Annotated in this window: 14 protein-coding genes; 9 read left to right on the top strand and 5 right to left on the bottom strand. The window is 71.7% G+C overall.

Annotation, left to right across the window (positions count from 1 at the left end; translation table 11 throughout):
- Positions 1 to 37 precede the first annotated feature (37 nt).
- Positions 38 to 205 (top strand): hypothetical protein, encoded by a 168-nt coding sequence (locus tag BM362_RS47640; RefSeq protein ID WP_167545450.1) that lies wholly within the window; start codon positions 38 to 40, stop codon positions 203 to 205.
- Between the two features lie 114 nt (positions 206 to 319).
- On the opposite strand, the gene BM362_RS27150 is transcribed toward BM362_RS47640, so the two are convergent.
- Positions 320 to 769, bottom strand: a complete 450-nt coding sequence (locus BM362_RS27150) for a MarR family winged helix-turn-helix transcriptional regulator (RefSeq protein ID WP_093575056.1) — start codon at positions 767 to 769, stop codon at positions 320 to 322.
- Between the two features lie 55 nt (positions 770 to 824).
- Between BM362_RS27150 and BM362_RS27145 the strand changes: the two genes are divergently transcribed.
- Positions 825 to 3104 carry an FUSC family protein gene (locus tag BM362_RS27145; RefSeq protein WP_107309563.1) on the top strand — a complete coding sequence of 760 codons (2280 nt, stop codon included), beginning with the start codon at positions 825 to 827 and terminating at the stop codon, positions 3102 to 3104.
- 43 nt (positions 3105 to 3147) lie between these two features.
- Here BM362_RS27145 and BM362_RS49330 read toward each other — a convergent pair whose 3' ends face one another.
- Together BM362_RS49330 and BM362_RS49325 are read right to left on the bottom strand one after the other, a co-directional pair.
- On the bottom strand, positions 3148 to 3387 hold the full coding sequence (locus tag BM362_RS49330) for a S1 family peptidase (RefSeq protein WP_244287300.1): 240 nt from the start codon (positions 3385 to 3387) through the stop codon (positions 3148 to 3150).
- Entirely contained in the window at positions 3384 to 3785 is a 402-nt protein-coding gene (locus BM362_RS49325) for a S1 family peptidase (protein ID WP_232791814.1), read from the bottom strand. Before BM362_RS49325 ends, BM362_RS49330 begins: the two co-directional genes overlap by 4 nt.
- 321 nt (positions 3786 to 4106) lie before the next feature.
- Here BM362_RS49325 and BM362_RS27135 point away from each other — a divergent pair, with 321 nt between their 5' ends.
- From BM362_RS27135 to BM362_RS27120, 4 genes are read left to right on the top strand one after another with little or no spacing between them, the layout of a single operon-like run.
- Positions 4107 to 5048 (top strand): ABC transporter permease, encoded by a 942-nt coding sequence (locus tag BM362_RS27135; RefSeq protein ID WP_067587387.1) that lies wholly within the window; start codon positions 4107 to 4109, stop codon positions 5046 to 5048.
- Positions 5045 to 6046 carry an ABC transporter permease gene (locus tag BM362_RS27130; protein ID WP_232791815.1) on the top strand — a complete coding sequence of 334 codons (1002 nt, stop codon included), beginning with the start codon at positions 5045 to 5047 and terminating at the stop codon, positions 6044 to 6046. The genes BM362_RS27135 and BM362_RS27130 overlap by 4 nt, the downstream gene beginning before the upstream one ends.
- A 19-nt stretch (positions 6047 to 6065) precedes the next feature.
- Positions 6066 to 7754, top strand: a complete 1689-nt coding sequence (locus BM362_RS27125) for an ABC transporter substrate-binding protein (protein WP_093575054.1) — start codon at positions 6066 to 6068, stop codon at positions 7752 to 7754.
- 4 nt (positions 7755 to 7758) lie between these two features.
- The gene (locus BM362_RS27120) at positions 7759 to 9375 is read left to right on the top strand and encodes a dipeptide ABC transporter ATP-binding protein (protein WP_093575053.1); all 1617 of its coding nucleotides are present in this window, start codon (positions 7759 to 7761) and stop codon (positions 9373 to 9375) included.
- Positions 9376 to 9463: 88 nt separating this feature from the next.
- On the opposite strand, the gene BM362_RS27115 is transcribed toward BM362_RS27120, so the two are convergent.
- Complete coding sequence (locus tag BM362_RS27115) at positions 9464 to 10018, bottom strand: hypothetical protein (protein ID WP_093575052.1); 555 nt, start codon at positions 10016 to 10018, stop codon at positions 9464 to 9466.
- Positions 10019 to 10086: 68 nt separating this feature from the next.
- Here BM362_RS27115 and BM362_RS27110 point away from each other — a divergent pair, with 68 nt between their 5' ends.
- The gene (locus tag BM362_RS27110; protein WP_093575051.1) at positions 10087 to 10611 is read left to right on the top strand and encodes a dihydrofolate reductase family protein; all 525 of its coding nucleotides are present in this window, start codon (positions 10087 to 10089) and stop codon (positions 10609 to 10611) included.
- On the opposite strand, the gene pip is transcribed toward BM362_RS27110, so the two are convergent.
- Positions 10608 to 11552, bottom strand: coding sequence for a prolyl aminopeptidase (gene pip, locus BM362_RS27105; RefSeq protein WP_093575050.1), 945 nt, complete (start codon positions 11550 to 11552; stop codon positions 10608 to 10610). The two genes, BM362_RS27110 and pip, sit on opposite strands and share 4 nt — an antisense overlap.
- Positions 11553 to 11695: 143 nt before the next feature.
- On the opposite strand from pip, the gene BM362_RS27100 reads away from it, so the two are divergent.
- Together BM362_RS27100 and BM362_RS27095 are read left to right on the top strand one after the other, a co-directional pair.
- On the top strand, positions 11696 to 12376 hold the full coding sequence (locus BM362_RS27100) for a hypothetical protein (RefSeq protein WP_208865352.1): 681 nt from the start codon (positions 11696 to 11698) through the stop codon (positions 12374 to 12376).
- 58 nt (positions 12377 to 12434) lie between these two features.
- Positions 12435 to 13289, top strand: a complete 855-nt coding sequence (locus BM362_RS27095; protein WP_093575114.1) for an SAM-dependent methyltransferase — start codon at positions 12435 to 12437, stop codon at positions 13287 to 13289.
- Position 13290 lies beyond the last annotated feature (1 nt).

The following is a 13290-nucleotide window of genomic DNA, read 5'->3' as shown; positions in this document are numbered from 1 at the left end:
TCCGCCGGCTTCGTCGCCGCGCGGCGCGCGGTGGGGAGTGCCGTCCACGGTCTTCTGGTACGTCTCCGGCGAGTACTCCCCGGGCGCGCTGGTCGTCCGGCCCGAACTCACCGCCGAACTCGCCGAAGCGGGTGCCTCCGTGGCGGCACGCGGACGCTGGCGGCCGGGCTCGCGGAATGCCGGAGCCTCGACCGCGTCCTGCTGACCTGGGCCGCGGACAACGAACCCTCGCGGCGGGTGATCCTCTCCAACGGCGGCGCGCCGGACGGCCGCGGGCGCGGCGAGAACCGATTTCGGTTCGACCTCGCCGCCGACGGCGTCAGTCGCCGAGGTAACGGCGCGTGACTGCGCTGTTGTACCGGGTCAGCAGGCCGGCGAAGGCTTGTACCTCGTCAGGCGACCAGTCGTTCAGCAGTTCCGCGACCGAGGATCGCCGCCGGGTACGGGTGCGGTGCATGAGTTCGCGGCCGTGCCCGGTCGGGGTGATGACGCAGCGTCTGCGGTCGTCGCCGGCCGGGCTGCGCTCGGCCAGTTCCTTCCGGAGCATGGCCGAGACCTGCCGTCCGGCGGTGGACGGGTCGAGGCCCAGCGCGCCGGCCAGGGTGCCGATGTCGGCCGGGCCGAGCTCGTCGAGCGTGCGCAGGATCAGGTACTCGGCCTGGTCCAGTTCGGCGTAGACGTCGGTGCGGCGGCGCAGCATCTCGAAATTCCGCACCAGCACCGCGGTGGCGCGTTCCAGCACGTCGAGCGGTTCGCTGGGCTGTTCCATGCCCGGGTCCTCCGATGAGCCGAAGAGGCGTCGCGGAAATATCGGTATCATACCGGTGATCGCGCAGGAGGACGGGAAGGCGGGGTGGATGCTGCCCAGGGGAACGGAGATCCGGGACCGGGTGGCCGCCTCGGATCCGGGGCTGAGCCGGTTGCGCTCGGCGCTCGGGGCGACCGTGTCGATGGGCACCGCGCTCGGCGTGGAGTACCTGCTGGCGCATTTCACCGGCGCGGACCCGAAGGGCGCGCTGGTCGGGATGCTGCTCGGCGCGGTGGTCGCGATGATGGGGTCGATGGCCCTCGGCGACTCGCCGGCCTGGACGAAGGTGAAGACCGCGGTGTTCTTCCCGGTCGCCTTCGGAGCCGGCATGGTGCCGGGAGCGGCGGTCGGCGCGCATCCGGACCTGATGCTCGTCGTCTTCGTCGTGGTGATGTTCCTCGCGGTTTTCGTCCGCCGTTTCGGGCCGGTTTTCTTTTTCTACGGCTTCATGGCCTGGATGGGCTACTTCTTCGCGTCCTTCCTGCACGCGACCGTCGAGACGCTGCCCGCGCTGCTGCTCGCCGTCGTGGTGGCATCGGTGTGGGTGCTGCTGCTGTCGCTGACGGTGTTGCGCACCAGCCCGGAACGCACGCTCGGCCAAGTGGTGCGCGCGTTCGACGCACGAGGCCGAGCGCTCGCCCGGTCCTGCGCGGATCTGCTGAGCAGCCCGGATCCGCATCAGGACGTGCGGCTCCGGCGGCGAGTTCAGCGGCGGCAGGCGCGGATCGCCGAAGCGGCGCTGATGATCGAGGCGTGGTCGGCACAGCCCGGCGCGGTGCCGGAAGGCTTCTCGGCGGCCGCGCTCCGGCGCGCGATGGTCGACGCGCACCATCTGCTCGACCAGCTGGCGACCTCCGCGTGCGCGCTCGTCGACAGCGGTTCCGGGCTGGCCGTGCTGGCCGCGGAGGTGTCCGACCGGCTGGCCCGGCACGACGACCGGGGTGCGTCGCAGGTCGCCTACCGGCTGGCCGCGCTGGCCGAGGGTGCGGGCGGCACGGCAGGCGGGTGGTGGCCCGCGCGGCACTTCGCGGCGGCCGCGCTCGAACTGGCCCCGGTGCTCGAACGGGCCCGGCGGCCCGGCGCGGCCGGGGCCGAACCCGTCGACGATTTCGAACCGGCGGTGGGCCTGGTCTTCGGCGCGCTGCCGGGTTCGGCGGCCGCCGCGGGCGAGGTCCCGGCCCGGCACGCCCGGTGGAACCCGTTGTCCCGCCTCGACTTCGTGAGCAGGCAGGCGGTGCAGGGCGCGCTCGCCGGCGCGCTGGCGATCCTGGCCGGCAAGCAGTTGTCCGACGCCCGCTACTACTGGGCGGTGCTGGCCGCGTTCGTCATGTTCACCGGCACCGCCACCCGAACCGAAACCTTCCTCAAGGGCTTCAACCGGGTGGTCGGCACGTTCGTCGGCCTCGCCGCGTCGATCGGCCTGGCGGCGCTGACCGCGGGCAGCACCGCGGCCGTGCTGGCGACCATCTGCGCGAGCATGTTCCTCGGCTTCTACCTGATCCGGTTGTCGTACGCGTACATGATCTTCTTCGTGACGATCATGGTCGGCCAGCTCTACAGCGTGCTGCACGAGTTCTCGCCCGGTCTGCTTCTGCTGCGGCTGGAGGAAACCGCGATCGGCGCGGCGGTCGGCCTGCTGGTCGCGCTGCTCGTCACCCCGCTGTCCACTCGGGACACTGTGCGCACGGTGCGGAACAACCTCCTCGGCGCGCTGCACGAGGTGCTGACCGCCGCCGCGGCCCGGCTTGAGCGGCACCCCGGCCCGCCCGCGGACTTCGACGCGCTCGCCCGCGACCTCGACCACCGGCTGTACCAGCTCGCGCTGGTCGCGCGACCGCTCACCCGCCCGGTCCTCGGCGGCACGACCTCGCCCCGGTTGCGGCACCGGTTGTCGCTTTACGCCGCGCTGACCACGCACGGCAGGGCGCTCGCGGTCGCGATGCGGATGCCTGGTTCGTGCACCCGGCATCCGGAAGGCCCGGTGGCGGCGTGCACCGCCCTCGCCGAGGCGGTCGAGGAATTGACCGCGGCTCCGCCCGGCACGGGCCGGCCAGCCGCGGAGGGCCCGCTGGCGCGCGCCGACGTGGCCTTGTTCGCGTATACCCCCGCTGCCGCCGGAGAACGGGCGAAAGACCCGGCTCTGCGGGCGCTGAGCCACCTTTACCACGTCTTGTGCGATCTGGCCGCGACCGGATCGGCCGGCCCGCGGCGGCTGCCGGCGCTGCCCAACCCGACGGTGCCGCGGCTGTACCGGCAGGTCCGGGCGGGGATCCCGGGGGAGACTCCGAGCGGGTGAGGCACAGCGTGCCGAGCGGTCTCCCCCCCCTCGGGCAGCGCGCTCAGGCGAGTGTCGCTCCGCAGGCGGCGAGCGCCGGCGGCAACGGCTGGAAGAAGCTGACCTGGTCGTTCCCGCCGGAGAGCACTCCGTACCCGACCCCGGCGCAGAACAACGGGCCGCCGCTGTCGCCGGCCCCGACCGGGATATCCGTAGCGATGGTCCCGACGACCTGCTTGCCGTCGCCGAAGTTCACGGTCTGGTTGAGGCCCAGGACCTTTCCGCACGTCTTCTTCGTGGTCATGCCGCTCTTGCACACCAGCTGTCCCACTCGCGGGGCGCCCGCGCGCAGGATCCGCTGAGTGCTGCCGTCGTACAGATCGACCCGGCTGTGCCCGGATCCTCGACGCGGCCGTAATCGGTCACCGGGAAGCGGCTGTCGACGTTGCGGCCGACGGCTTTCCAGTCGAGCCCGTGTTCGGTGCAGTGCCCCGCGGTGCGGAGGTACCGGACCTGCTTGACGAGAACCGCGAATCCCGCAGAGCAGTAGTACGGCTCGCGTCCGGGTCCCGGCGAGACGGTGTACATCGCGTCGCCGCCGTTCACCGCCGCGCCGGCCGCCGAGGCGGGAGGGCTGACCGGCAGGGCGGCCGCGGCCGCGGAAATCAGCACTCCGGCCAGCTTGCGCGAGCTGCGAGACATCGGCAGGTCCTTCCGTCCACATGAGACTGGTTCCGTGCGGCCAGTCCAGAGCCGGCCGGGCCGCGGCACAGTCCGGGTCAGCCGACCGTCCCGGGACTGCGTCCGAACGGGTGACGACAACGCCGGCCGGGCAGCTGTCCGCACGGCAGACTGAGCTGGGCCGCCGGATCGCGGGTGACCTGGGTGAACAAGCCGAATGCCCGAGGAGTCGCGACCTCGGCGGCGTCTCACGATCCGGGACGGGCGCCGCCGTCGTGGTGAATTTCCTTCGGGTTCTTTACTGTCACGTCATCAAGTAACGCTGATCTGCATAGGGAACCGTTGTCCGACATCCTGTCGCCGGGCGGCGCCGGTGTCCCGGCGGCCGCTCCGGCCTCCCGGAACCTCTGGCGCGCGCTGCGGCACGACCGCTGGGCGCAAGCCAGCGCGGTCGTCATCGTGCTGGTGATCATCACCGCTCTCGCGGCTCCTCTGCTCGCCCTGATCGAAGGCCAGGATCCCTACGCCTACCACACCGAACTGCTCAATCCGGCCGACGGCACCGGCGCGGGATTCCTCGGCGGCATCAGCGGCAGCCACTGGTTCGGCGTCGAACCGCTCACCGGCCGGGACCTCTTCGCGGTCGTCGCGTACGGCGCGCGCACGTCGTTCCTGATCGGGCTCGCCGCGACCGCGGTGTCGATGCTGCTGGGCGTGCTGCTCGGGGCGAGCGCCGGGTACCTCGGCGGCTGGTGGGACACCGTGGTGAGCCGGGTGACCGACGTGCTGCTCGGGTTCCCGCAGCTGATCTTCATGATCGCGCTCGGCGCGGTCGCCCCGCAGTCGATCCCGCGCCCGCTGCTGCTGATCGCGGTGATCGGACTGTTCGGCTGGCCGCGCGTGGCCAGGGTGGTCCGCGCGCAGACGCTGAGCCTGCGCAATCGCGACTTCGTCAAGGCGGCCCGGGCGCTCGGCGCGGGCGGCGTGCACGTGTTCCGGCGCGAGCTGCTGCCGAACCTGTGGGCGCCGATCATCGTGCTGGCGACGGTGAGCATCCCGGCCAACATCGGGCTGGAAGCCGCGCTGTCGTTCCTCGGCGTCGGCATCCCGCCGCCCACGCCGAGCTGGGGCCGTTCCATCAGCGACGCGATCAACTGGGTGCAGACCGATCCGATGTTCCTCATTTTCCCCGGCGCCGCGCTGTTCCTCGCGACGCTCGCGTTCAACATGCTCGGCGACGGGCTGCGCGACGCGCTCGACCCGAAGACGGCGGTGCGCCGGTGAACCGCACCCTGCGTTTCGTGGGCATCCGCCTGCTGGGCATGCTCGGTGTGCTGCTCGTGGTCAGCTTCGGCACCTTCGCGGTGTTCTACCTGCTGCCCACCGACCCGGCGTACATGTCCTGCGGCAAGCCGTGCACGCCGGAGAACCTGGCGCTGGCACGGGAGTTCATGGGCTTCGACAAGCCGTGGATCCAGCAGTACTTCGACTTCCTCGGCGGCATCTTCACCGGCCGCACGTTCGGTACCGGCGTGACGGCGATCGTCTGCTCCGCGCCCTGCTTCGGCTACTCGTTCCAGCAGAGCGAACCGGTGCTGACGCTGATCGGGGACCGGCTGCCGATCACCGTCTCGCTGGCCGTCGGCGCGTCGGTGATCTGGCTGATCGCCGGGGTCGCGACCGGGGTGTTCTCCGCGCTGCGCCGCGGCAAGTTCGCCGACCGCGCCGCGATGACGGTGACGCTCGCCGGAGTGTCCGCGCCCGCGTATCTGGTGGGACTGCTGGGAATCCTGCTGTTCGGCTTCACCCTCGACGTCGTTCCGGTGAGCGGTTACGTGGCGTTCGCGCAAAGCCCGCTCGACTGGGCGTGGCACCTCGTGCTCCCGTGGCTGGTGCTGGCGTTCATCAACGCCGCGGTCTACGCCCGGCTCTCGCGCGGGCAGATGCTCGAAATCCTGGGCGAGGACTTCATCCGCACCGCGCGGGCGGTCGGCCTGCCGGAGCGGACAGTCATCGGGAAATACGCGCTGCGCAACGTGTTGCTGCCGGTGGTGACGGTGTTCGCGGTCGATCTCGGCGCGCTGCTCGGCGGCGCGGTGATCACCGAGCGGGTGTTCGCGCTGCCCGGTCTCGGCGGGCTGCTCGTCGACGCCGTGCACCAGGTGGACCTGCCGGTGCTGATGGGCGTCAGCCTGTTCGCCGCCTTCTTCGTCGTCCTCGCGAACTTCGCGGTGGACGTGCTCTACGGGGTCCTCGACCCCCGCGCTCGGCTCGGTTCTTGAGAAAGGGAACGGAAAAACCATGGATCGCAGGGACTTCCTGAAGGCGCTCGGCATCACCGCCACGGTCACCGGGGCAGGGGCGTTCCTCGCCGCGTGCAACGCGAACGAGCAGTCCGGCGGCGGGGGAGCGGTCGCGGTTTCGCCGGGCGGGACGCTGTACATCCTCAGCGACACCACGACCCAGCACCTCGACCCGGCGAAGAGCCAGAACCTGGCGATCACCACGATCAGCCTGATCCACCGCCGGCTCACCGCGTGGAAGACCGCCGCGGACGGCCCGGCGACCGTGGTCCCGGACCTCGCCACCGACACCGGCCGGGCCAGCGCGGACGGCAAGACCTGGACCTACACGCTCAAGGACGGCCTGAAGATGGCCGACGGCACGCCGATCACCAGCGCCGAGATCAAATACGGCATCGAGCGGTCGTTCGACCCGGCGTTCTCCGGCGGACTGGGTTACCACAAGAACCTGCTCGCCGGCGGACCCGGCTACCAGGGCCCGTTCAAGGGCGGCGAACTGGCGTCGATCGAGACACCGGACCCGAAGACGATCGTGTTCCGGCTGGCCCGCCCGTACGGCGACTGGCCGTGGATCGCGAGCATGCCGGCGTTCGCCCCGGTGCCGAAGGGCAAGGGCACCGACGGGACCTACGACACGAAGCCGGTCGCGTCCGGCCCGTACCAGGTCGAGTCGTACCAGAAGGGCGTGCAGGTCAAGTTCGTCCGCAACCCGAACTGGGACGCCAAGACCGACCTCGCGCGCACCGGCCTGCCGGACGCGGTCGTGATCCAGATGGGCCAGGACACCGGCGTCGTCGCGAAGCGGCTGCTGGCCAGCCAGGGCAACGACGCGTTCGCGTTCGGCTCGTCGTTCGTGAACCCGGCGCAGCTGGCGCAGATCCGCACGAACCCGGCGGCGAAGAACCAGCTCGTCACGTCGAAGTCCGGCGCGCTGGCCTATCTCGCACTGAACACCAAGCGCGGGCCGCTGGCGAATCCCCAGGTGCGCCAGGCGTTCCAGTACGCGGTGGACAAGACCGCCTACCAGGTCGCCGCCGCGGGCAGCGCGGATCTGGCGGGCCCGATCGCGACAACGCTGATCACCGAGGGCATCGCCGGGCGCGAGGTGTACGACCTCTACCCGGCCCCGCCGAACGGCGACGTCGCGAAGGCGAAGCAGCTGCTCGCCGAAGCGGGTTTCCCGAACGGCATCGACAACCTGGACTTCCCGGTGTCGACGGCGAACAACGAGGCGGACAAGGCGCAGGCGATCCAGGCCGCGCTGCAGCGGGCGGGGATCCGCACGAAGCTGCGCCCGCTCGACGACGAGGCGTGGACGACGCTGGTCACCGGCAACGACGGCGACTACGACCTCACGCTCGGTTCGTGGCAGCCGGACTTCCCGAGCGCCAACGCCAACATCGAGCCGCTGTTCGGCACGTCGGAGATCGGCAACGGCGGGTACAACGAGGCGCGCTACTCGGTGCCCGAGGTGGACGCGCTGATCACCGAGGCGCAGGGCACGGTCGACCCGGCCGCGGCCGGGAAGCTGTGGGCCAAGGCGGACCAGCGGATCATGCGGGACTCGCCGGTGGTCCCGCTGATCTACACGCGCAACTCGTTCCTGCACGGCGCGAAGGTCGGCAATTTCGCGATCGGCGCGTTCCCCGCGTACCCGAACTACCTCCAGATGGGCCTGGCGAAGTAATCCCGTGTCCGAGCAGCTGCTTTCCCTGCACGACGTCTCGATCCGGTTCGGCGACACGGCCGCCGTGCACGCGGTGAGCTTCGAGGTGAGCCCCGGCGAGGTCGTCGCCCTCGTCGGGGAATCCGGGTCCGGCAAGTCGGTCACCGCGCTGTCGCTGCTCGGCCTGCTGCCGGACACCGCGACGGTGACCGGCTCCGCGGTGCTCGACGGCCGCGATCTGTACACAGTGGACGGTCCGGCGCTGCGCGCGGTGCGCGGCGGCGAGATCGGCATGGTGTTCCAGGAGCCGATGAGCGCGCTGAACCCGGTGTTCCGGATCGGCACGCAGCTCGTGGACGCGGTCCGGGCGCATCGCACGGTGTCCCGGGCCGCGGCGCGGGAACGAGCCCGGGAACTGCTGGAGCTCGTGGAACTGGACGCGCGGCGCGTGCTGCGCGCCTACCCGCACGAGCTGTCCGGCGGGCAGCTGCAGCGGGTGGTCATCGCGATCGCGCTGATCCACGACCCGAAGCTGCTGGTCGCGGACGAGCCGACCACCGCGCTGGACGTCACCGTGCAAGCCGGGATCCTGCAGCTGCTGCGGTCGCTGCGGGACCGGCTCGGCACGGCGATCCTGCTGGTGACCCACGACATGGGCGTGGTCGCGGACGTCGCGGATCGCGTGGTGGTGCTGCGGGAGGGCCAGGTGGTCGAGCAGAACACGGCGGCCGGGTTGTTCGCTTCGCCGCGGGCCGGCTACACGCGGGAGCTGCTGGATTCGGTGCTGTCACTGGGTTCCGCTCCGGCCGGTGCGGTCCGGCCGACGTCGGCTCCGCTGGTTTCGGTGACGGATCTGGAGGTGACCTACCGGGTCGGCGGCGGGGCTCCGCCAGTGCGCGCGGTCGACCGCGTGTCCCTGACCGTCGGGACGGACGAGGTGCTCGGTCTCGTCGGCGAATCCGGTTCGGGCAAGAGCACGATCTCGTCCGTGCTGACCGGCTTGGTCGCTCCCTCGGCGGGCACCGTGCGGATCGACGGCGTGGACGTCGCGCGGGCATCGGCCCGGCAGCGGCGGGAAATCCGGCGGCAGATCGGGATCGTGTTCCAGAACCCGGCCTCGGCCCTCAACCCGCGCGCGACGATCGGCGCGAGCATCGCCGAGCCCTTGGTGGTGCACGGCGAACGCGGCGAGCACCGGGAGCGGGTCGCGGAACTGCTCGCCGCCGTCCGCTTGGATCCCCGCTGGAGCGGCCGGTACCCGCACGAACTGTCCGGCGGGCAGCGGCAGCGGGTCGGGATCGCGCGGGCGCTGGCGCTGCGGCCGCGGCTGCTGATCGCGGACGAGCCGACGAGCGCGCTGGACGTCTCGGTGCAGGCCTCGGTGCTGGACCTGCTGGCGGACTTGCAGCGGGAACTGGCCTTCGCCTGCCTGTTCATCAGCCACGACCTGGCGGTGGTGGAACGGGTCGCGGACCGGGTCGCGGTGCTGCATCACGGCCGGGTGGTCGAGGAGGGCCCGGTGGCGTCGGTGCTGGGGTCGCCGCGGGAGGACTACACGCGGCGGCTGGTCGCCGCGGCTCCGGTGGCGGACCCGGAACGGCAGCGGGAACGCCGGGAGGCTTGGCGCGCGCTGTCCGGCTGACCGATGAGTTTCCGCCCTTCCGGGAGTCGGTACTTGGCAGGCTCGCGCAGCCGAGCCGACATGCTGAGGCGTCGTCCGCGCGGGGTATTCAGGATCCGAGCAGGCATTCTTCGACCCGGTGCCCCAGCGTGGTCCAGGGCTGGCTGGCTAGCCAAGGCTGCCGGTAGCGCTCTGCCTCGGCGCGCAACCACTGTCCGTACAGATAGTTCATCCGCACCACTCCGCGTTGTTCGCGCGGGCCCAGCGCGAGGAAGCGCCGGTTGCCCGGCCTGGTCGCCAAGGTCGTCAGCAGCACGCGTTCTTCTGATTCGATCAGGTAGACGACGCGGCAGTCGAGGTGCGGGTATCGATGCATGAGGTCCGGCTGTACGCCTTCCCCTTCGACGATGACATGATCGCGGCGCTTGCCGAGCCGGTCGAGCTGGGCGGCCAGGGCAAATTGCACTCGAGCGGTCGAGGCCAGCAACGTGCCCAGGAGTTCGGCGTCGGAATGAAGCCAGCTGTGCGCCGGATGTGTTGTGACGTCGTGGGTGCGCAGGTCGTCGACGTGGATCACGTCGGCGATGTCGTGTCTGGCTGCGAGGTACTCGACGACGGTCGTCTTGCCGACGCTGGAGCTGCCACCGATCGCGTATACGGTCATGGGACCGATTGTCTTCGCTGGCGGCCAGCCGTTCGTGCGGGTGTGTCAGGCGATCCGAAGGGGCTGACATGGGAAAGCTGCTGTACTCCGCCGCGATGTCGCTGGACGGGTTCATCGCCGGGCCCGGCGGGGACATGGGATGGCTCGCGCCCTACACCGGAGACACCTCGGCGGACGACCTGGCCGCCGAGGTCGGCGCGCTGCTGGTCGGCCGCCGGACGTTCTCCGGCGATGACCCGTACCGCGGCACCGAGGGCGAAGGCAAGGCTTTCGGCGGCGGTTGGGACGGGCCGCAGGTAGTGCTGACCCGCCAGCCCGCTCCGCCAGCGGCGCCCGGGGTGGCGTTTCGCTCCTCGCTGGAGGAAGGCGTCGAAGCGGCCCGGGCGGCGGCGGGGGAGAAGACGGTGAACGTGCTGGGCGCTTCGGTCGGCCGGGCTTGCGTGGAGGCCGGCCTGCTGGACGAGGTCGAGGTGATCGTGATGCCGGTGCTGCTCGGCGGCGGGGTGCGGCTGTTCGAGCGGCCCGGCCCGCCGGTGCGGCTGGAGTTGCTGGAGCAGCGGGGAACGAGCCTGCGCTACCGCGTGCTGCGCTAGCGATCCTCGAACCGGGCGATCGCCTCCAGCACCGCCGTCCCCATCGACGGGCTCCCGGTGTGCCCCGCGTCGTCGATCACGACCAGTTCGGCGTCCGGCCAGGCCTGGGCGAGCTGCCACGCCTTCCGCAGCGGCGCGCTCAGGTCGGCGCGTCCGTGGATCAGCACCGCCGGAATGCCGTGCAGCAGGCGGATGTCGCGCAGCAGCTGATCGTCCTCAAGCCAGGCGTGGTGGCTGTAGTAGTGCGCGCAGAGGCGGGCGAGCGTGATCAGCTCGTCGTCGGTGCCCGCGCTGAACTGGCCGGTTCGCCCGCCGGTCCATTCGTGCGAGATCACCGCGTCTTCCCAGGCGCACCAATCGCGGGCGGCGCGGAGCCGCACCGCGCGGTCCGGGCTGGCGAGCAGCCGCGAGTACCCGGCGAGGAGGTCTCCGTCCGGGTCGGGCGCGCCCGCCCGGAACGCTTCCCATTGCGCGGGCAGCAGCCGCCGGAGGCCGCGGTAGAGCCAGTCGACCTCGTCCGGCGACGAGGTGAAGGCGGCGACCAGCACGATGCCGCTGACCCGTTCCGGATGCCGCTGCGCGTAGGCCAGCGCGAGCGTCGCGCCCCAGGAACCGCCGTAGAGCAGCCAGTTTTCGACGCCGAGATGGACGCGCAGCTTCTCCATGTCGGCGATCAGCTGCCCGGTGGTCTGGTGCTCCAGGCTCACCGCCGGGTCCGCGACGCCCGGCCTGCTCCGTCCGCAGCCGCGCTGGTCGAACACCACGACGCGGAACTTCTCCGGGTCGAATCCGCTCCGGCCGAAGCTGCCGCCGCCTCCGCCGGGGCCGCCGTGCACGCACAGCACCGGCTTGCCGGAGCCGCTGGCGTCCCAGTAGATCTGCTGTCCGTCGCCGGCGTCGAGCAGGCCGGTCGTGTCGGGTTCGACCGAAAACGGCCGCATCGCGGGCCTCCTCCCCGGGCCGGAAACCCGTCGAGCGTACTGGATCACGCCCGGGACGGGTTTACAGCGCGGACCGGGGGTCCCTAGGATCTGGCGCGCCGGAAGCGCCGCGGACGCGCGGCCCCGGCGGGGTGGAGGTCTGGATGGGGAACCCGGAGTCCGGCAGCGACCTCGAGTCGGTCGCGAATCTCGTGCGGCTGTCCGAGACGGCGCCGATGCCCCGGATCGACGGCAGCGAACCCCCGCCGCTGGTGCGCCGCCGGGCCGACCGCGCCGACGAACCGACCTCGGCGTTCGGCGGGGTCCTCGACGTTTCGACCGGCTCCCCGGCCGAACAGCTCGCCAAACGCGGCCCGGTGCCGGTCGCCGATCCGCCCGCGCCGGCCGCCGAGACCGCGCCGCCCAGCCGGCGAAAGCCGCGCTACGGCCTCTTCGCCGGTGCCGCGGTCGTAGTGTGCGCGGGGCTCGGCTCGTGGGCGTTGTGGCCGTCGGCGTCCGGCGGGACAGGTCCGCAGCCGGTGCAACCGCCGCCCGCTCCTGTCCGCACCACCTCGTCCGCGCCGCCCGCGGTGAGCACGCTCAGCGCGTCCCCGGCCCCGGCGAGCGACCAGGTCCGGGACACAGTCATCCGGGCCAGCAGCCGTCCCGCGACGACCGCGCCGCCGCCGCGCGTCCAGCCGACGCAGAACCCGCAGCAGGACGGCCGGAACCAGCCCCACGACCCGATGGAGGACGCGTTCCGCTCGGCGGTCAGCTCGTACCTGGAGCAATGGGGCGGCGACGACAATGACAACGGCGACCGGCCGCGCCGCTGGCACGGCTGAGCGGCCGCGGTACTACCCTGAGCGGGCCACAGCCGCCCGACTGCTCCGCGAGGTGTCCATGACCGGCTCGTCGTCCCCGCTGTCGCCCAGCCAGGTGCCAGTGGGGGTGGACCCGGCCCGCCCGAGCATCGCGCGGATCTACGACGGGTTCCTCGGCGGGAGCCACCACTACGAGGTGGACCGCGCGGTGATGGAGAAGATCAGCACGGCCGTCCCCGAGGCAGTGCACATCGCCCGCGGCAACCGCGGTTTCCACAACCGCGCGCTGCGCATGCTGGCGGGCCAGACCGACATCCGCCAGTTCCTCGACTGCGGTTCCGGCCTGCCGACTGCCGAGAACACCCACCAGATCGTGCAGCGCTACCACCGCGACGCGCACGTGGTCTACGTCGACAACGACCCGGTGGTGCTCGCGCACGGCCGCGCGCTGCTGGAGGACAACGACTTCACGCACATGGTCGAGGCCGACATCTTCGAACCGCGGGCCGTGCTGCGACACGAAACGGTGCGCGAGTGCATCGACTTCTCGGAGCCGGTCGCGCTCCTGCACATCGGCACGATGCACCACTACGAGGGCGAGGGCGCGGTCGAGGTGATGCGCGAGTACATCGACGCCCTCGCGCCCGGTTCCTATGTCGCCATGGCGCATTTCTACGACCCCGAGGTGCCGGAGCTGACCGCGGTCGCGAAGCGGATCGAGGAGATCCTGGTGGCCGGGCCGTTGGGCGCCGGGCGGTTCCGGACGCGCGCGGAGATCGAGGCGATGCTGCCCGGCCTGGAACTGCTGCCGCCGAGCCGGACGGACGGTCCCGGCTTGTCGGTCGCGGACGAGTGGTGGCAGGACGGTCCGAGGCTGAAGCCGCTGAGCGACGCGGCTCGATGCGTGGCGGGCGTGGTGGGGCGGAAGGTCTGAG

Origin of the sequence: Amycolatopsis rubida (genome assembly GCF_900115345.1) — a bacterium.
GTDB lineage: Bacteria > Actinomycetota > Actinomycetes > Mycobacteriales > Pseudonocardiaceae > Amycolatopsis > Amycolatopsis rubida.
This window is presented reverse-complemented; position numbering and strand designations above follow the sequence as displayed.